The following is a 17415-nucleotide window of genomic DNA, read 5'->3' on the forward strand; positions in this document are numbered from 1 at the left end:
GTGGACTCTGTCCAGCGGACGACGCCTCAGTGGCCTCGTCCCTTGCGGCTCGCCATGTCGATGCCGACGGCGAGGATGAGGATGATGCCCTTGATGATCGGCTGCCAGAAGCTCTCGGTGTTCATCAGGCTCATGCCGTTGTCGAGCGAGGCCATCACCAGCGCGCCGAGCAGGGCGCCCCAGATCGTGCCCTGGCCGCCGAGGAGCGACGTGCCGCCGATGACGGCGGCGGCGATGGCGTCGAGCTCCATCATGCGGCCGGCGTCCGAGGTCGCGGAGCCGACGCGGGCGGTGAGGACGATGCCCGCGATGGCCGCCATCACGCCCATCAGCGTGAACACGGCGATGAGGTGACGGTTGATGTTGATGCCGGAGTAGAAGGCCGCCTCGCGGTTGCCGCCGATCGCGTAGAGGTGCCGGCCGAACGCGGTGTGCTTCGCCAGCACCGTGAACGCGGCCGCGAGCACGAGCACGAGGAGCACGGGGAACGGGACGCCCTGGTACGCGTTCATCAGCGCGGCGAAGGCGATCGTGAACGCGGCGAGCCCTATCCAGGGGAGGCGCGCCGGGCCGGTCGCGCGCACGGCCTTGTAGAGCAGCACCACGCAGAGGAGCCCGGCGCCCGCCCAGCCGAGCGTGTGCGGCACGTACGCCTGGCCGACGAACAGGTAAGGACGCGCCGGCGAGACGGATACGCCGCCCGTGGTGCCGAGTATCGCCCCCTGGAAGATCAGCATCCCGCCGAGCGTGACGATGAACGGTGGAATGCGCAGCCGCGCCACGAGCGCGCCCTGCACGAAGCCGAGCAGCGCGCCGAGCGCGAGCGGCAGGAGGAACGCGGCCGGGAGCGGCCAGCCGAGGTTCACGTAGATGATCGCCGACGTGGCGCCGAGCAGGCCGGCCAGCGCGCCGACCGAGAGATCGATCTGGCCCGCGACGATGACCATCACCATGCCGACGGCCAGGATCGAGGTCACCGACATCTGCCGCGCGAGCAGCGTCAGGTTGCGCGGCGTCACGAACGTCCCGTCCGTCGTGATCGAGAAGGCGACCCAGATCGCGATGAGGGAGCCCACCATCGAGAGGGCACGCCAGGGGATACGCACGCGAAGCTTGGCCTCGCTCATTCCGTCACCTTCCTCGTTGCTGCGGCCATCACGCGCTCGGCCGTGGCGTCCTGCCGATCAAGGCAGGCAGTCATCCTTCCCTGGGTGAGGACCAGCACGCGATGGCTCATGCCGAGCAGCTCCGGCAGATCGGAGGAGACGAGCACGACCGCCAGCCCGTCCACCGCGAGCTTGTGGATGAGCTGGTAGATCTCCGCCTTCGCGCCGACGTCGATCCCCCGCGTCGGCTCGTCCAGGAGGAGCACGCGCGGCCCCGTCATCAGCCACTTGCCGATCACGATCTTCTGCTGGTTGCCGCCCGAGAGCTGGTTCGCGAGCGCGAGCGGCCCTGGCGCCTTCGTCCTGAGCGCCCTCATCTGCTCGACCGCCGTGACCTCCCGCTCGGCGTGATCGAGGAAGAGCCCCTTCACGAACCGCCGCAGGGTCGCGAGCGTGATGTTGTCGAGCAGCGTCCCCTCGAGGACGAGGCCGTACCGCTTGCGATCCTCGCTGACGAGCGCGATGCCCGCGGCGATCGCCTGCGCGGGCGACGTGAACGGCGTCGTGGCGGGCCCGCCGCGCACCGACAGCGAGCCGGTGACGCGGCTCGTGGCCGCGCCGAAGAGCGTCGAGACCAGCGCGGTGCGCCCGGCGCCCATGAGGCCGCCGATGCCCAGCACCTCGCCGGCGCGCACCTGGAAGCTCACGTCGCGAAGGACGAACCGGCCGGGGTGCCCCGCGTCCTCGACCGACCAGCGCTCGACCGCGAGCGCGACCGGGCCGTCCGGCGGCGGCGGGCAGGGATAGAGGTTCGTCACCTCCCGGCCGACCATGTACGAGATGACCTTGTCGGGCGTGAGCTCGGCCCTCGACTGCGTCGTGATCGACTTCCCGTCCCGGAGCACCGTGATGCGGTCGGCGATCTCGAAGACCTCCTCGAGACGGTGGCTGATGTAGATGCAGGAGACGCCGCGGGCGCGCAGGTCGTCGAGCAGGCGGAGCAGCGTCCTCACGCCGGAGTCGGTGAGCGCCGCCGTGGGCTCGTCGAGGACGAGGATCTTCGCGTCCTTGAGCAGCGCCTTCGCGATCTCGACCATCTGCTGCTGGCCGATGCCGAGGTCCTTGATCGGGCGCTCGGGGTCGACGTCGAGCCCGACGCGCTCGAGCGCCTTGCGCGCCTCGCTCCGCACCGCGTCCCAGTCGATGAGCCCCCCGCGGACCGGCTCGCGCCCGAGCATCAGGTTCTCGGCGATCGTGAGCTCGGGGACGAGCGCGAGCTCCTGCGCGATCAGCGCGATCCGGTGCTCCTCGGCGCTGCGCATGCTGCTGAACTCGACGACACGGCCGTTGAGGCGGATCTCGCCGCCGTACGTGCCGGCCGGGTAGTAGCCGCACAGGGTCTTGATGAGGGTGCTCTTGCCCGCGCCGTTCTCGCCGCAGAGGGCGTGAATCTCGCCCTCCCGGAGGTCGAACGACACACCGTCGAGGGCCTTCACGCCCGGGAACTGCTTCGTTATCGATGCGAGCTCGAGGAGAGACATTGGCGTGGGAGCGGGTGCGACGCGCGGCCACGTTTGCCCGGGGCGCGCCCGAGATGCAAGCAATTATTTCGTGGGGGCAGACAGGAGCCGCGCGGCCCGGGCCGTGGCTCGGGCTCGCTGGGAGACGCCGCAGGCGCAGAGTGGATGAGGGCCCTCAGGACGAGGGCCCCCGGGAGGCGAGCGCGAGGGCGCTCAGTTGTAGAAGGCGAGATCGTCGATGTAGACGTCGAACTCGGCGTCGTCGATGCCGACCTGGAACTGGATCGAGTAGAGCTTCGACGCGTCGATCGCGGTCGTGCCCGCCGGAGTGCCCCAGCCGCCCTGCTTCAGGTCCGCGAAGGGAATGGTGAACTGCTGCCACTCCTCGGTGAGGGGGAGCGACTTTTGCCACTTATCGCACTCGTCCGTGCAGACGCCGCCCTCCGGATCCGTGCCCGGGTCCGAGATCATGACGGTCGCGCTCGTGGTGCCCTTGGCCCAGAGCGTGATGCCGGTGTACGCCGAGGCGTCATATGCCGCCTTGGCCCCCTCGGGGCTGTTCAGATCGAAGCCGAACCCGGCGCCCCACGCCGTGAAGCCGGACCCCCACGAGCGCGCCGCGTAGGCGCTCTGCCCGCGCGCCGGCGCCAGCTCCGTCATCGTGAACGGCGTCTCGCCGGTGCCCTCCGGATCGGGCGGCGGCTGCTGCGTGGCGCCCTCCGTCCCGTCATTGAAGGTGTACCAGTACCCGACCCGGCCGCCGGCGGCGTTGATGGCGTTGTCGTTGTCCTCCATGTCGTCGATCATCTCGAGCGACTGCGGGCCGGCGCCCGCACCCGTCGTCGCGGAGGTCGTCGAGGCCGCCGACGAGGAGGTCGACGCAGCGTCCGTCCCCCCCGAGGAGGCCGACGTCGCGCCCCCGGAGCCCGTGGTGGTGCCGCTGCCGGTGCCGCCGCCCGCGCCCCCGGCTCCCCCGTCGCCGTCGTCGCCGCACGCCACGAAGGCCGCAATCGCCAGACCACCGAGCACCAGGTTCAAGCTACGCAGGAAAATTCTATTCTTCATACGTTATCTCCGTATGTACACGTAGGCTAATCAGGAGTCGCCTTATGCCGGACATCATGTGATTAAGGTTGAAGAGCGTCCTGGCGCGCCGAGTATCGCCTGGAAGTTCAGCCATCGCAACCTTCTTCTCTCCTCACTGCAATCCACCTTGCTCCTCGTGCGCCGTGAAGCGCGCTTTCGCGGCGAAGTCCTGGTTGTGGTCGCCCGCAGCGACGATGGAGCGCGCGGAGCGTCGTTGGACGTGAGCGGCTGGATCATCGCGAGTGGCCGTCTGATTGCAACATGCCTTCGCGGGCACTCGGGACGAGGCTCGAAGGAGGAAAGATGGGAAGAGCGAAGGCTATCCAGCGCGCGCGCGCGGCCGCGCAGCGGGGGGAGCAGGCCACGCAGCGGGGGGAGCAGGCCGCGCAGCGGGGGGAGCAGGCCGCGGACCGGGCCCGGGGCGGGAGCGAGGGCGCGCCCCCGGCGCAGCGGGAGACAGCTTCGCCGAGAGGGCACGGCTCCGCGGCAGCGCAGCGCGCGGCGTGCGCGCCGCTGCCGGCGAGGAGGGGAGTCGCGCGGCGGCTCTGGAGCCGCGTGGAGACGGCGGCATACCGCGCCTACGGGCGGGTCACCGGGCTGTCCGAGGAGCGGCCGGCGCTCGGGGCCGAGATCGCGGCGCCGGTGCTGCGGGCGCTCGGGGTCCCGGAGCCGCGGGTCGCGAGCAGCCTCACGGTGAGCAGGCCGCGCGCGGCGGTGCTGCGCGCGCTGCACGACGCCGAGGGCGTCCGGCGCTTCACGCAGGGTGTCGGGAGCGTGGAGATGGGCGCGGGCGAGGGAGACGCCGCGATCTGGGCGGCGGGCCCGGGCGGGCGCGCGCGGGGGAGGACAGGGCTCGTGTCGCTCGCCGGCGCGCCGGGCGAGCGGGGCACGGAGATCAAGGCCGTGTTGCCCGGCGCGCGGCCGAGAGGGGCCATCGCGCGCGTGGCCGCCGCGCTGATGGCGGAGCTGCCCAGGCGGCGGCTGCGGGGCGACATGCGGCGGCTGAGGCAATGGATCGAGGTCGGCGAGATCCCGACGACGGTGGGGCAACCGTCCGGCCGGACAGGCCGTGAAAGGACGTGACCATGCGAGCGATCTGCTGGAACGGGGTGAATGACGTCGTCGCGGAGTCGGTGCCCGAGCCGAGGATCCTCAGCCCGCAGGACGCGATCGTCCGCGTCTCGCTCTCGTCGGTCTGCGGCTCGGACCTGCACCTGCTCCACGGGTACGTCCCGACCATGAAGGCGGGCGATATCCTCGGGCACGAGTTCCTCGGCGAGGTCGTGGAGACGGGCGCCGACGTGAAGAAGGTCCGGCGGGGAGACCGGGTCGTTGTCTCGTCGATCATCGGGTGTGGGCAATGCGTGTATTGCCAGAGCGAGCTGTGGTCGCTCTGCGACAACTCGAATCCGCACCACGCGGTGGAGGATCGGGTCTTCGGGGACACGACGGCGGCGATCTTCGGCTACTCGCACGCGTTCGGCGGGTTCGCGGGGAGCCACGCGGAGTACGTGCGCGTGCCGTTCGTGGATCACGGCGCGTTCAAGGTGCCCGACGGGGTGCGCGACGAGAGCGCGCTGTTCGCGTCCGACGCGCTCACGACGGGCTACATGGGGGCCGAGCTCTGCGACATCCGCCCGGGCCAGGTCGTGGCCGTGTGGGGGTGCGGCGGCGTGGGCCAGATGGCGATCAAGAGCGCCTATCTCCTCGGCGCCGAGCGCGTCATCGCGATCGACCGGATCCCGGATCGCCTGGCGATGGCGAAGGCGCACGGCGGGGCCGACATCCTGAATTGCGACGAGGTCGACGTGCTGGAGGCGCTCAGCGAGATGACGGGCGGGCGCGGGCCCGACGCCTGCATCGACGCGGTGGGCATGGAGGCCGACGGCGCGGGCCTGCAGCACGCGGTCGACCGGGTGAAGCAGGCCCTCCGGCTGCAGAACGACCGGCCGCTCGTGGTGCGCGAGGCGATCATGGCGTGCCGCAAGGGAGGTACGGTGTCGATCATCGGCGTCTATTCCGGGCTCGCCGACAAGATCCCGCTCGGCGCGCTCATGAACAAGGGGCTCATCGTGAGGACCGGCCAGCAGCACGGGCCGCGGTACATCCCGAGGATGCTCGATCTCATGCAGCGGGGGGACATCGATCCGTCGTACCTCGTGACGCACCGGATGTGCCTGGACGACGGGCCGCGAGGATACCGGCTGTTCGAGGAGCGCGCGCAGGGGTGCATGCGGGCGGTGTTCGCGCCCTGAAGTGCCCGGCCCCCGGCGAGGGCGCTCCCTCGCCGGGGCCTACGGTGGGTGGGGGGTGGATCGGCGAGCTAACGACCTTGCTCGGAGGCTGTCTGTTGCTTGGCCAGCGAGGCATGGATCTGCTGCGCGCGCTCCAGGTGGGTGACCACCTCGCCGCGGATGCGCTGGAGCTCCTGCTTCAGGGATTCATTCCTGGCCTTCGGGAGGAGCTGCTCGTCCAGCATCCGCAGGGTGTAACGGTGCGTCATCACCTGCGTGGCGATGAACGCCTGGTCGAACTCCCTGGCAGGCCGCCGGCGGAGATAGGCGGCGACGAGCGAGGAATGACCGACGAGCATCGAGCTCACCCGCGTCGGCTCCATCTTGATCCGGAGACGCACGAGGAGGGCGCCCAGACGGCGCTCCGACTGGCTGTGAGACTCCAGCATCTCCCGCGCGAAGTCCCTGACCTCGCGCGACCGCGCCTGCCTGCGCCCGATCATCGCCTGGGTGATCTCGAGCTGGTTGGAGGCCGAGATCACCGCCGCGAGCGCGCCGTCCGATACCTGGATCTGCGGGCTCTGCGGGCGCGCCGGCTGCTGGCCCACCTGCTGCTGGCTCACCTGCTGCTGGCTCACCTGCTGCTGCGGAGAGAGCTGCGCGCTCTGCTGAGCGTAGCCGCCCCGGCCAGACGCGTGCGCAGAGCTGCCAACGACGCTCGCGGCGAGCGCGGCGAGCACCGCGACGCGATGCTTGAAATGATGGCGCATCATGGGTGTTTCCCTTCCCTGGTTTCCGCGGGGCGATTCACGGAGAAATCCATGGATGCCCGCGGGTCACTACGTCGGAGCTGTTAAGCAATCGGCGGACCCGCTCTCGACGGAATCGGCGGGACCGCGCTGCTCATCTCGGCGCGCGACGAGGCGCAGGAAGGGCAGTCGCCGCGCACCCGGGCAGACCGACGGCGCGGCGTCTCAGGGCCTCGCGTCAAGGGCCGACGCCCCGCCGCCCGGCGCAGCGACCCGCGGAGTCGAGATCGCCTCCGCGAAAGACGCTCTCTCCGGCGGAGCCGTGGCGCCCGGAGCGCGCGCGATCCCCGGAAATCCCCGTCGCCGCGGGGGACAGAGGGCTTGCGGGAGGCCGGCCCCGGTGGTCAAGTGGAGCTCGGCGCGGAGCCGTCCGCCCCGCCCTCTGGCGATGAGCTCGTCCGGAGGCGCTCACGCGCTCGACCATGCCTGACCGCGGCTTCATCCTCACGCCCACAACCCGGGTCGTCTCCGGATGCCCGGAAATCCATCTCTACGCGGTCATGGAGGACGGCGCGCCGGCGCTCGTCATCGAGGACAGGTTCAGGCCCTACTTCTTCGTGCGCGCGCGCGACGAGGACATCGCGCGGCGGATCGCGGGCCACCGGGTCTCCCGCGCGGCGCTCGAGACCCTCGACGGAGAGCCGGTCCTGCGCGTCGACGCCACGCTGCCCCGGGACGCCGCGGCGCTGCGCGACCGGCTCGGCGAGGCCGGCGCCGACTGCCTCGAGGCGGACGTGCGCTTCGCCTACCGCTTCCTCATCGATCGCGGCATCCGCGGGGCATTCGCGGTCTCCGGGCCGTTCGAGCTGCACCCGGGCGTGGGGCGCGTGTACCGCAACCCGGATCTCGCCCCCGCGACCTTCGTCCCGGAGCTGCGCGTGCTGTCGCTCGATATCGAGACGAGCCTCGACGGCGAGCAGCTCTTTTGCATCGGCCTCGCGGGCGCAGGCGGCGAGCGCTGCCTCCTCGTCCGGGACGCGCCCGTGCCCGGCGGCCTGCCGGATTACGTCGAGCGGTTCCCCGACGAGCGCGCGGTCCTCGAGCGGTTCCTCGCCTATGTCGCGGAGGTCGATCCCGACGTCCTCACCGGCTGGAACATCCCGGACTTCGATCTGCCCGCGATCCAGCGCTATTGCCGCCGCGCCGGGCTGTCGTGCGCGCTCGGGCGGGGCGCCGACGAGATCGCGATCCTGCGCGACCCGGGCTTCACGCGCGAGGCGCGCGCCATCCTCCCGGGGCGCGTGGTCCTCGACGGGCTCGCGCTCCTCCGCAGCGCCTTCATGCGGCTCGACGATTACCGCCTCGAGACCGCGGCGCAGACGATCCTCGGGCGCGGCAAGCTGTTCGGGTCCGACGACCGGGGCGCGCAGATCGAGGCGTCGTACCGCGACGACCCGGCGACGCTCGCGGCGTACAACCTCGAGGACGCCCGCCTCGTGCGGGATCTGCTGGCGAAGACCGGCCTCGTCGAGCTCTCGGTGCGGAGGAGCCTGCTCACCGGCATGCAGGTCGACCGCGTGGGCGCGCAGATCGCCGCGATCGACTCGCTGTACCTGCCGGCGCTCCGCGCCCGCGGCAAGGTCGCGCCGTCGGTGTCGAGCGAGGCGCCCGACGGAGAGGTCGAGATCGCCGGCGGCCTGGTGCTCGATCCGGTGCCCGGGCTCTACCGCAACATCGTGGTGTACGATTACAAGAGCCTCTATCCGAGCCTGATTCGCACCTTCAACATCGACCCGCTGACGTTCGTCGCCGGAGACGGCGCGCCGCCCGAGGCGCTCATCGTGACGCCGGGCGGCGCGGCGTTCCGGCGTGGCGAGCCGGGCATCCTCCCCGAGCTCGTCGCGCGCCTCTGGGACGAGCGGACCGACGCCCGGCGGGCGGGCGACGAGCGGGGCGCGATGGCCATCAAGATCCTCATGAACTCGCTCTTCGGCGTGCTCGGCTCCCAGGCGTCGCGCCTGTTCTCCCCGGCCGTCGCGAACGCGATCACGAGCGCCGGCCAGCACGTCATCCGGCTGACGGCCGAGGCGGTGCGGAAGGCCGGGCACCGGGTCCTTTACGGCGACACCGACTCGCTCTTCGTCGATATCGGCGAGCCGGACGCCGCGCGCGCGCTCGCCCGCGCCGAGGAGCTCCGCGACGCCGTCGCGGCCTCCGTCGCCGCCGAGATCGGGAGGACCTTCGGGTGCGAGAGCCGGCTGGAGCTCGAGTTCGAGAAGGTCTATGCGCGCTTCCTCCTGCCCGAGCTGCGCGGCGCCGCGCAGGGCAGCAAGAAGCGGTATGCGGGCCTGGTCGCCGGGGAGGGCGACAAGCTCGAGATCGTCGGCCTCGAGGCGGTCCGGCGCGACGCGAGCGCCGTCGCGCGGCGCTTCCAGCGGGAGCTGCTCGACCTGGTGTTCCACGATCGCCCGGTCGAGGCCTTCGTGCGGACGTTCGTGGCCGACCTGCGCGCGGGCCGCTTCGACGCGGAGCTCGTCTACAAGAAGGCGCTCCGGAAGCCGCTCGGCGCCTACACGAAGACGACGCCGCCGCACGTCAAGGCGGCCCGCAAGCTGACCGGCGACGTGGGGCGGATCGTGGCGTACGTGATCACGCGCGCGGGGCCCGAGCCGGTCGGCCAGACGACGGCGCCGCCGGACTACGACCATTACGTGTCGCAGCAGCTCAGGCCGATCGCTGACTCGGTGCTGCGGTGGCTGGGCGGGCCCGATTTCGACGCGATGACCGGCGCGAAGCGGCAGCTCTCGCTGTTCTGAGCTGGCGCCGCGTCCCACGGCGCCACGCACGCGCGGCGCCGCGCGGACGCGCCAGAGCTCACCTCGCCGACAGCGCGTCGGCGACGATCGCGCGCGCCTCGTCGAGCACGCGATCGAGGTGCGCCTGGTCCTTGAAGCTCTCCGCGTAGATCTTGTAGACGTCCTCGGTGCCCGAGGGCCGCGCGGCGAACCAGCCGTTCTCGGCGACGACCTTGAGCCCGCCGATCTCGCCGCCGTTGCCGGGCGCGCGGGTGAGCTTCGCGGTGATCGGCTCGCCCGCGAGGGTCGTGGCGCGCACCGCCTCGGGGGAGAGCTTCTTGAGCACGCTCTTCTCGCTCGGCGTGGCCGGCGCGTCGATGCGCGTGTAGAGCGGCGCGCCGAAGCGCTCGGTCAGGTCGCGGTAGTGCTCGGCGGGGTCGCGGCCCGTGCGGGCGAGGATCTCGGCGGCGAGCAGGTCGAGGATGATGCCGTCCTTGTCCGTCGACCACACCTGCCCGTTGCGCCGCAGGAACGAGGCCCCCGCGCTCTCCTCGCCGCCGAAGCCCAGCGAGCCGTCGAGCAGCCCGTCGACGAACCACTTGAAGCCGACCGGCACCTCGCGCAGCGGCCGGCCGAGGTGCTTCGCCACCCGGTCGATCATGCTGCTCGAGACGAGCGTCTTGCCCACCGCCGCGTCAGACCGCCAGTGCGGGCGGTTCTGGTACAGATAAAAAATTGCCACCGCGAGGTAATGGTTCGGGTTCATGAGCCCGGCGCTGCGCGTGACGATGCCGTGGCGATCCGAGTCGGCGTCGTTGCCGAACGCGAGGTCGTAGTCGTCCTTGAGCGCGATGAGGTTCGCCATCGCGTAGGGCGACGAGCAGTCCATGCGGATCTTGCCGTCGTGATCGAGGGGCATGAAGCTGAAGGTGGGGTCGACGGCCTGGTTCACCACCGTCAGATCCAGCCCGAACTTGTCGGCGATCGGGCCCCAGTACGCGATGTTCGAGCCGCCGAGCGGGTCGACGCCGATGCGCAGCTTCGCGCCGCGCACGGCCTCGAGATCCACGACGTTGCCGAGATCGGCGACGTAGGAGCCGATGTAATCGTACGGGTGCGTCGTCGGCGCGCGCAGCGCGGCCTCGTAGGGGACGCGCTTCACGCCCGCGTTGCCGCCGCGGAGCAGCTCGTTGGCGCGATCCTCGATCCAGCCGGTGACGGTGGTGTCCGCGGGCCCGCCGTTCGGCGGGTTGTACTTGATGCCGCCGTCGTCGGGCGGGTTGTGCGACGGCGTGATCACCACGCCGTCCGCGAGCCCCGAGGTGCGCCCGCGGTTCTGGGTGAGGATCGCGTGCGAGATGACCGGCGTCGGCGTGACGCCGTCGCGCTCGGCGAAGATCACGTCGACGCCGTTGGCGGCGAAGACCTCGATGACGGAGCGCTGCGCCGGCTCGGAGAGCGCGTGCGTGTCCATGCCGAGGTAGAGCGAGCCGGTCGTGCCCTGCTTCGCGCGGTACTCGCAGATGGCCTGGGCGACCGCGAGCACGTGCGCCTCGTTGAAGCTGCGCCGCGCGGCCGAGCCGCGGTGGCCGGAGGTGCCGAACGCGACGCGCTGCTGCGGGTCGCCCGGGTCGGGGCTCTCGCTGTAGTACTGCGCGCGCAGCTTGTCCGGATCGATCAGCACGTCGGGCGGGGCTTTACGGCCCGCGAGGGGGTGGAGCGGCATGGGCCTCCGCATAGCCGAGCGCGCGGGACGAGCAAAGCCCTGCGCGAGGCGCTGCGGCCGGATTGCCGCGCGGGTGGCGCTCGGGGATGCTCGCGGCCGTGAACGCGCCGCTCCGGCTGCTGCTCCTCCCCGGCCTCGACGGCACCGGCGCGCTCTTCGAGCCCTTCCTCTCGGCGCTGTCCGGCGAGATCGCGCCGGAGGTGGTCTCCTACCCCGCGGACCGGGCGCTCGACTACGACGCCCTCGAGGCGATGGTCGCGGAGCGCCTCCCCGCGGACGGGCCGTATGCGCTGCTCGGCGAGTCGTTCTCGGGGCCGCTCGCGCTCAGGCTGGCCTGCCGGCGCCCCGGAGGGCTCGTCGGCGTGGTGCTCGTGGCGACCTTCGTCACGAACCCGGTGTGGCTCGTCCCGTCGCTCGCGCGGCACCTCGTCGGCCCGTGGCTCTTCCGCCGGCGCGCGCCGGAGCTCGTCGCGCGGCGCTACCTCGTCGGCGCGCGCGCGTCCGCCGACTGGCTCGAGCGGGTGGCCGCGAACGTGGAGACGGTCGATCCTGCGGTGATGGCGGCGCGCGTGCGCGAGGTGCTGTCCGTGGATGCGCGCCCGCTGCTCCAGCGCTGCGCGGTGCCGCTGCTCTACCTGGGCGCCGCGGGCGACGCGCTCGTGCCGCCGCGCGTGCTCCGCGAGCTCTGCCGGATGCGGCCCGACCTCGAGTGCGTCACCGTGGACGCGCCGCACCTCGTGCTGCAGCTCGCGCCGGAGGCGTCGGCGCGGGCGATCGAGGGCTTCCTGAGGCGCGCGGCCGCTCGACCCGGGAGCGCTGCGCCGGGCCGTCCCGGCGATCCGTAGAGCGCGTCACGGCGCCGCGACAAGCACCGATCGAGCGCCGCGCCGAGATCGACTGTCGTGAATGCGCCCGGAGCCGGAGAAGCACAGCCGGCCAGACGTTCAGTTATTGCGCAATACTTTCCATATGTTATCGTTCGCACGCATTCTTGGACATCATGGAAACCTCGGTCTACACGCGCCGCCATGAGCGGCTCGCGGTGTAGCCAGGGACCGCGCCCGGTACGAGCGCACGCGTGCCCCCTGGAGGCACGGTGGCGCAGGGGCGCGAAATCGAAGGGAGTATCACAGTGATTTCACGACTGAAGAATACCGCCTGCCTGGCGGGCATCGTGGGCGGGAGCTTGCTTGTCACGGGTTGCGCCCTGGAGGCGACTGCGGAGGAGACGGCTGAACAGTCGTTCGCGCTCGGTTGCGCGTGCGACCTCCCCACCCAGTCCGTCATCACCGTCACCGGGCCGGACCGCTATCGCTCCGAGCAACAGGTCCTGCTCGATGCTCCGGTCGGGAAAGTCTGGGCCAAGCTGGGTTCTCTCGAGAGCTTCTTCGAGATCGCGCTGCCGAACGCCACGGACCTGCACTGGGTGGTTGGCAACGGCAAGTCGGTGGGCGACGAGCTGAACTTCGTCCTCGACGGCGGCCTGATCCGGCTGCTCGTCGTGGCCCGCGACCATCACGAGCACCGGTTCGAATACCGACTGATCGAGCCGTCCCTCGGGATCGAGGAGCTCGAATCGACCCTGACGCTCCAGGCTTGCGGCAATCGCACGGAGCTCGTGTGGGTGCGCGATTTCCGCATGACGGAAGGGGTCTCCTTCGATCCGCTGAGCGAGGTGGTTGCGCAGGAGTTCGGCAACCTGATCGCCCGATTCTCACCCTGACCGGGGCTGGCGTCGAGCCGCGCCTGCCCCCGCGCCTCTCAGGCGGTCACCTGGTGAACCTGATATCGTCGATGTAGACGTCGAAATCCTCGCCCTGCGCGAACCGGAACTCGATCGCGTAGAGCGCTGCGAGGTCGATGGCCTCTGCGGTGGGGTCGGCGCCCCAGCCCTCTCGCGCGAGCTCCTCGAAGGGGATCACGACCTGGGACCACTCCGCGCCGAGGCTCGCGTCGTAGGACCAGTGATCGTAGCACCGATCGGGGTCGCCCACGCCCGCCGACTCATCGCAGATCCCGCCCGCGGGCTCCGAGACGGTGTCCGAGATGTTGACCTTCATGGTCGTCGCCGCGCCCGCGTCGCCGAGCCTGGCCCAGAACACGATACCTGTGTACGCCGACGCGTCATAGGCGAGCGCGACCATGTCGGGGCGGTTCAGCGGGAAGCGGACCCCGGCGCCCCAGTCCGTGAAGCCGGACCCGACCGTGTGCATCGCCATCGTGCTCTGGCCGCGCGGCGGCGTGAGCGCCTCCGGGAGGAACCCGACGTGCAGCTCCTCCGTGGAGACCGGGGGAGTCTGCGTGCCTGTCCCATCGTTGTAGCTGTACCAGTAGCCGGCCCTGCCGCCCGCCTTCTCGATGGCGCCGTCGCCGTCTTCCATGTCGTCGATCAGATCGACGTCCGTGGAGCCGGCCGGCTCGCCCCCGCCCGCCCCGCCGCTGGCCGCGCTGGCCGTGACCGAGGACATACCGCCCGACCCGCCGCCCGCTTCTTCCACCGGGTGGTAGGGGTCGTCCAGCCCCGCGAGCGTCGTGCACCCGCCGGCTGCGAGCGTCCACGCCGCCCACATCCATGCTGCGCGCCTCTTCGCCATATCTCCTCCTACCACCGCCGCGCCGGCGCGGTCCACGGCCTCGCGGAGGCCTGGTGCCGGTTCCCTCGGGTCTATCTACCCCTTCGCGCTGACGGCGGGGCGGGCGCGCCGCGCCCTCGCCTCCGGCGGGCCCGCGCGGCGAACGAAGTCGACGAACGCGCGCAGCGCCGGCGGCGTCTGCCGGCGGCTCGGGTAATACAGATAGAAGCCCGGGAACGACGGCGACCAGGACGCGAGGACCTGGGTCAGCTTCCCGGCCTGGACCAGCGGCCTCGCCTGCTCGTCGAACACATAGGCGATGCCCACGCCGTCCGCCGCGGCGCGCAGCGCGAGGTCCACGTCGTTGACGATGAGCGGGCCGTCGACCGCGACCTCGAGAGACTGCTTCCCCTTCTCGAACTCCCATCGATACAGGCTGCCGTCCGTCGGCCACCGCGTGTTGATGCAGCGGTGCCGGTGCAGGTCGCGCGGGGTCGCGGGGACGCCGTGGCGCGCGAGATAGCCCGGGGACGCCACCGCCATCATCGTGAGATCACCGCTCAGCCTCACGGCCACCATGTCCTTCTCGAGGCGCTCGCCCAGCCGGACGCCGGCGTCGAAGCGGCGCGCGACGATGTCGGCGATCGCGTCCTCGACCACCACGTCGAGCACGATGTCCGGGTGCGCCTCGAGGAACCGGCCGAAGAGACACGCCGGCCTGGCAGGTCTCCCGCATGCAGGCGATCGCGGACCTGCGCGGGTGGTCGCCGGTCGTCGCGCTGCAGATCGAATACAGCCTCATCGAGCGCACCGTCGAGCGGGAGCTCATCCCGATGGCGCAGGAGATGGGCCTCGGGGTCATCCCGTGGTCGCCGCTCGGCAGCGGCGTGCTCACCGGGAAGTACACGAGGGCCGATCTGGACGCCGGCGGCGGCACGGCAGCCGCCTCCGGCACGCGCAAGAACGTCGCCGCCGCCAACGGCTCGCTGACGGAGCGGGGCCTCGGCATCGCCGAGGTGGTGAAGGCGGTCGCGGCCGAGAGCGGCAAGACGCCGGCGCAGATCGCGCTCGCCTGGGCGCTGCTCCACCCGGCCGTGACCGCGCCGATCATGGGCGCGCGGACGCTGCAGCAGCTCGAGGACAACCTCGGCGCGCTCGACGTGCGGCTGACGGACGGCCAGCGCGCCCGGCTCGACCAGGCCAGCGCCGTCGAGCTCGGCTTCCCGCACGATTTCCTGGCGCGGCCGATGACCCGGGGCGTGATGTTCGGCGACGTGAAGCTCGCCGCGCGGCGGTGAGCTGAGCTGATCGCGCTGGCGGTGGACTCAGGATCTGCGGCTCACAGCGGCCTCTGCTTCGCGGCCGCCTCGAGCCAATCCGCGCACGCGCCGTCGTCGGCGGGCGGCTGCGCGCCCTTCAGGAGATACCACGCCTCCCGGTGCTGCGCGCGGGCGCCCGGCGCCACGCGCTGCAGCGGGCCGAGCGACTCCACCTCGAGCATGTTCTGGTCCGTGAAGGTCTCGAAATTGACCCCCATGTCCGGGTAGGTGGCGCCCTCGACGAACGGGAACCGCTTCAGGAACACGTTCCCGTGGTTCGCGTACGCCGCGTAGCCCTGGCTCAGGAGCATACCCACCTTCTGCGGGCCCTTGCCGGCCACCTGCCGAAGGCGGAGCACGCGCTTCCCCCAGGTCCACCGGGGATCGGCCATGTCGGTGTACGGCCAGAGCACGAGGGGCCGCGCGGGCAGGAGGCGGTCGGGGTGCGGGAAGAACGGGGCGTGCGGGAACAGGCACTCGCCGCCGCCCGCCATCACGGTGAGCGCCCACGGCGTGAACTCGACCGCATAGGCGCCGTGGTTCTCGATCGCATGATCGAGGACGAACCTGCCCGCCGCGGGGTCCGCCGTGATGCGGATCTCCTTCTGCATTCCGTACCTGTCCGCCGGGGACCGGAACACGTGCGCGCCGTTCTCCTCCCGGTAGTCCACCGGATCGTTGTCGGGCTGCAGCGTCCGCTGCTCGTCCTCGGGGCCGATCCAGAGCCGGTGGCCGCCATAGAACCTGTACTTGGTCCCGCCGGTCGCGCCCAGGTCCTCGGGGATCTCGGAGAGCTCATTCGGACCGCCGACGACGCCATACCGGATGATCCGCGGGCCGATGTCGAGGGTGACGACGAGCTCCGTGTCGCCGCAGACGAGCCGCGCAGCGCGCTTCCAACCACCGTAGGAAATGATCTCCATGACGGAGGTCCGTACCGCAGAACCGGAGCGCGCTTCAACCCCGACCTCCCGTGGCGCGAGCCCGGGACGCTGCCTCGGGGAGCTCCGCATCGCGCTCGGCTGGCCGCGCGGCGGCCGTCCCTCACGTCCTCCTGCCGACGAACCCCTCCGGAGGCGCGAAGTCGGCCGGGCGGCCGCCCAGGGCGATGGCGACGGAGCGCTGCCAGTAGCGATCGCCGAGGTCGAGCGCGAAGTCCTGCAGCGACGGCAGCGCGTGCGCGCGGCTCGAGGCGGCGGCGATCGCGCGGAGGAGCGGGACGGTGAGGAGGGAGCTCTGCCGCGGCACCCCGAGCTGATCGGCGAGATCCTCGCCCAGCACGCTGCGGGAGACGCTGCAGAAGACGGCGACGAGCTGCTCGGCGCGACGGCGCTGGCGGTCGGTCCACCCGCTGTTGATGCCGTGGGAGAGCAGCGCGCTCACGAGCAGGCGCGAGTCGTTGTCCGGGGCGCCCTGCGTGAGGAAGATCATCTCGGCGAGGCGCCTCGCCTCGGCGTAGGACCCGGGGATGAGCTCCGGCTCGACGCCGATGACGTGGGCGACGTAGCGCCAGAGGTGGATGAGGTCCTCTTTCTGCGCGGGCGGGATGTGGTAGCCGAGCTTGTCGAAGCCGTCGAGCACGGCGACCGAGAAGAGCAGCGCGGTCGCGACCATGTCGTGCTGGTTGATCGGCTCGCCCCAGAGCTCCGTCTTCCACCGGCCGCTCGCGCGGATGAGGCGCCGCACCTGGGCGTGCATGACGCGCACCTTCACGGTGATCGCGAAGCCCTCGCCGGAGCGGCGCATCCCGCCCGCCAGGCTCACGGCGTGGACGAACCGGCTCGTCTCACCGAGGCGGCGCGGCGCCTGCTCGCGGAGCCTCCCCGAGAAGACGAGCGGCTTGTTCCCGCCCGGCGAGGCGTACCCGAGGATGAGCGCCTGCATCGCGAGCAGGATGCCGCCGAGCATGCCCGTGCGCAGGAACGCCGTCCCGCCGCGGTTCACGGCCTCCCAGTCGACCCAGAGCGGCACGTGATCGACCGCCGCGAAGAGCGCGCGCAGCTCGGCCGGGGCGTCGGGCACCGCGTCGATGCCGCGCGCGAGGGCGGCCTCGAGCTGCCGGAAGCCCTGCCCCGACGGCATCGACGCGAACGCGTCCACGACGGCGTCGGCGACCGGATCGACGCGGTGCAGGAAGGGGGCCAGGCGATCGAGCTGATCACCAAAGCGGCGGCGGGCTTCTGCGGTGTCCTGGAAACGAGCAGGGATCGGCGGGTGCTTCATGCGGCGGGTTCGAATCCCTTGGCACACGGCCGGCGTTCGGCAAAGACGCGCCGCGCGCGGGGCGCCCGGCGAGCGCCGGCGCGA

General features: G+C 71.5%; 14 protein-coding genes and 1 pseudogene. 6 read left to right on the top strand and 9 right to left on the bottom strand.

Annotation, left to right across the window (positions count from 1 at the left end; all coding sequences use genetic code 11):
- Positions 1–26: 26 nt before the first annotated feature.
- From WME76_RS26625 to WME76_RS26635, 3 genes are all read right to left on the bottom strand, one after another.
- Positions 27–1127, bottom strand: a complete 1101-nt coding sequence (locus WME76_RS26625; protein WP_437955089.1) for a sugar ABC transporter permease — start codon at positions 1125–1127, stop codon at positions 27–29.
- The gene (locus WME76_RS26630) at positions 1124–2647 is read right to left on the bottom strand and encodes a sugar ABC transporter ATP-binding protein (protein WP_437955090.1); all 1524 of its coding nucleotides are present in this window, start codon (positions 2645–2647) and stop codon (positions 1124–1126) included. The genes WME76_RS26625 and WME76_RS26630 overlap by 4 nt, the downstream gene beginning before the upstream one ends.
- A gap of 192 nt (positions 2648–2839) precedes the next feature.
- Positions 2840–3691 carry a CIA30 family protein gene (locus tag WME76_RS26635; protein WP_437955091.1) on the bottom strand — a complete coding sequence of 284 codons (852 nt, stop codon included), beginning with the start codon at positions 3689–3691 and terminating at the stop codon, positions 2840–2842.
- A 324-nt stretch (positions 3692–4015) separates the two neighbouring features.
- Here WME76_RS26635 and WME76_RS26640 point away from each other — a divergent pair, with 324 nt between their 5' ends.
- Both WME76_RS26640 and WME76_RS26645 read left to right on the top strand, forming a co-directional pair.
- Positions 4016–4795 carry a hypothetical protein gene (locus WME76_RS26640; protein ID WP_437955092.1) on the top strand — a complete coding sequence of 260 codons (780 nt, stop codon included), beginning with the start codon at positions 4016–4018 and terminating at the stop codon, positions 4793–4795.
- Between the two features lie 2 nt (positions 4796–4797).
- The gene (locus WME76_RS26645; RefSeq protein ID WP_437955093.1) at positions 4798–5967 is read left to right on the top strand and encodes a zinc-dependent alcohol dehydrogenase; all 1170 of its coding nucleotides are present in this window, start codon (positions 4798–4800) and stop codon (positions 5965–5967) included.
- Positions 5968–6035: 68 nt separating this feature from the next.
- Here the strand turns inward: WME76_RS26645 and WME76_RS26650 are convergent, their stop codons facing one another.
- Positions 6036–6719, bottom strand: a complete 684-nt coding sequence (locus tag WME76_RS26650; protein ID WP_437955094.1) for a DUF4142 domain-containing protein — start codon at positions 6717–6719, stop codon at positions 6036–6038.
- 458 nt (positions 6720–7177) lie between these two features.
- Between WME76_RS26650 and WME76_RS26655 the strand changes: the two genes are divergently transcribed.
- Complete coding sequence (locus tag WME76_RS26655) at positions 7178–9511, top strand: DNA polymerase II (RefSeq protein ID WP_437955095.1); 2334 nt, start codon at positions 7178–7180, stop codon at positions 9509–9511.
- Between the two features lie 58 nt (positions 9512–9569).
- Here the strand turns inward: WME76_RS26655 and pgm are convergent, their stop codons facing one another.
- Positions 9570–11216: a phosphoglucomutase (alpha-D-glucose-1,6-bisphosphate-dependent) gene (gene pgm / locus WME76_RS26660; RefSeq protein ID WP_437955096.1), complete on the bottom strand. Its 1647-nt coding sequence runs from the start codon at positions 11214–11216 to the stop codon at positions 9570–9572.
- A 98-nt stretch (positions 11217–11314) separates the two neighbouring features.
- Here pgm and WME76_RS26665 point away from each other — a divergent pair, with 98 nt between their 5' ends.
- Together WME76_RS26665 and WME76_RS26670 are read left to right on the top strand one after the other, a co-directional pair.
- On the top strand, positions 11315–12061 hold the full coding sequence (locus WME76_RS26665) for an alpha/beta fold hydrolase (protein WP_437955097.1): 747 nt from the start codon (positions 11315–11317) through the stop codon (positions 12059–12061).
- Between the two features lie 251 nt (positions 12062–12312).
- Complete coding sequence (locus tag WME76_RS26670) at positions 12313–12939, top strand: SRPBCC family protein (protein ID WP_437955098.1); 627 nt, start codon at positions 12313–12315, stop codon at positions 12937–12939.
- Positions 12940–12985: 46 nt separating this feature from the next.
- Here the strand turns inward: WME76_RS26670 and WME76_RS26675 are convergent, their stop codons facing one another.
- Both WME76_RS26675 and WME76_RS26680 read right to left on the bottom strand, forming a co-directional pair.
- Positions 12986–13810 (bottom strand): hypothetical protein, encoded by an 825-nt coding sequence (locus tag WME76_RS26675; protein WP_437955099.1) that lies wholly within the window; start codon positions 13808–13810, stop codon positions 12986–12988.
- Positions 13811–13885: 75 nt separating this feature from the next.
- Positions 13886–14461: a LysR substrate-binding domain-containing protein gene (locus tag WME76_RS26680; protein WP_437955100.1), complete on the bottom strand. Its 576-nt coding sequence runs from the start codon at positions 14459–14461 to the stop codon at positions 13886–13888.
- Positions 14462–14496: 35 nt separating this feature from the next.
- On the opposite strand from WME76_RS26680, the pseudogene WME76_RS26685 reads away from it, so the two are divergent.
- Positions 14497–15087 (top strand): annotated as a pseudogene (locus tag WME76_RS26685) (aldo/keto reductase); the annotation flags it as partial.
- Between the two features lie 41 nt (positions 15088–15128).
- Here WME76_RS26685 and WME76_RS26690 read toward each other — a convergent pair.
- Together WME76_RS26690 and WME76_RS26695 are read right to left on the bottom strand one after the other, a co-directional pair.
- Positions 15129–16031: a hypothetical protein gene (locus tag WME76_RS26690; protein ID WP_437955101.1), complete on the bottom strand. Its 903-nt coding sequence runs from the start codon at positions 16029–16031 to the stop codon at positions 15129–15131.
- Between the two features lie 121 nt (positions 16032–16152).
- On the bottom strand, positions 16153–17331 hold the full coding sequence (locus WME76_RS26695; protein WP_437955102.1) for an oxygenase MpaB family protein: 1179 nt from the start codon (positions 17329–17331) through the stop codon (positions 16153–16155).
- Positions 17332–17415: the final 84 nt, after the last annotated feature.

The organism is Sorangium sp. So ce119 (genome assembly GCF_051524405.1).
GTDB classification, from domain to species: Bacteria; Myxococcota_A; Polyangia; order Polyangiales; family Polyangiaceae; genus Sorangium; species Sorangium cellulosum_G.

What these genes read in the sequence shown, in the direction of transcription:
- WME76_RS26690 (WP_437955101.1), bottom strand. Translation starts at nt 16,031, where the DNA reads ATGGAGATCATTTCCTACGGTGGTTGGAAGCGCGCTGCGCGGCTCGTC.
- WME76_RS26650 (WP_437955094.1), bottom strand. Translation starts at nt 6,719, where the DNA reads ATGATGCGCCATCATTTCAAGCATCGCGTCGCGGTGCTCGCCGCGCTC.
- WME76_RS26695 (WP_437955102.1), bottom strand. Translation starts at nt 17,331, where the DNA reads ATGAAGCACCCGCCGATCCCTGCTCGTTTCCAGGACACCGCAGAAGCC.
- WME76_RS26625 (WP_437955089.1), bottom strand. Translation starts at nt 1,127, where the DNA reads ATGAGCGAGGCCAAGCTTCGCGTGCGTATCCCCTGGCGTGCCCTCTCG.
- WME76_RS26640 (WP_437955092.1), top strand. Translation starts at nt 4,016, where the DNA reads ATGGGAAGAGCGAAGGCTATCCAGCGCGCGCGCGCGGCCGCGCAGCGG.
- WME76_RS26645 (WP_437955093.1), top strand. Translation starts at nt 4,798, where the DNA reads ATGCGAGCGATCTGCTGGAACGGGGTGAATGACGTCGTCGCGGAGTCG.
- WME76_RS26655 (WP_437955095.1), top strand. Translation starts at nt 7,178, where the DNA reads ATGCCTGACCGCGGCTTCATCCTCACGCCCACAACCCGGGTCGTCTCC.
- WME76_RS26630 (WP_437955090.1), bottom strand. Translation starts at nt 2,647, where the DNA reads ATGTCTCTCCTCGAGCTCGCATCGATAACGAAGCAGTTCCCGGGCGTG.
- pgm (WP_437955096.1), bottom strand. Translation starts at nt 11,216, where the DNA reads ATGCCGCTCCACCCCCTCGCGGGCCGTAAAGCCCCGCCCGACGTGCTG.
- WME76_RS26675 (WP_437955099.1), bottom strand. Translation starts at nt 13,810, where the DNA reads ATGGCGAAGAGGCGCGCAGCATGGATGTGGGCGGCGTGGACGCTCGCA.
- WME76_RS26635 (WP_437955091.1), bottom strand. Translation starts at nt 3,691, where the DNA reads ATGAAGAATAGAATTTTCCTGCGTAGCTTGAACCTGGTGCTCGGTGGT.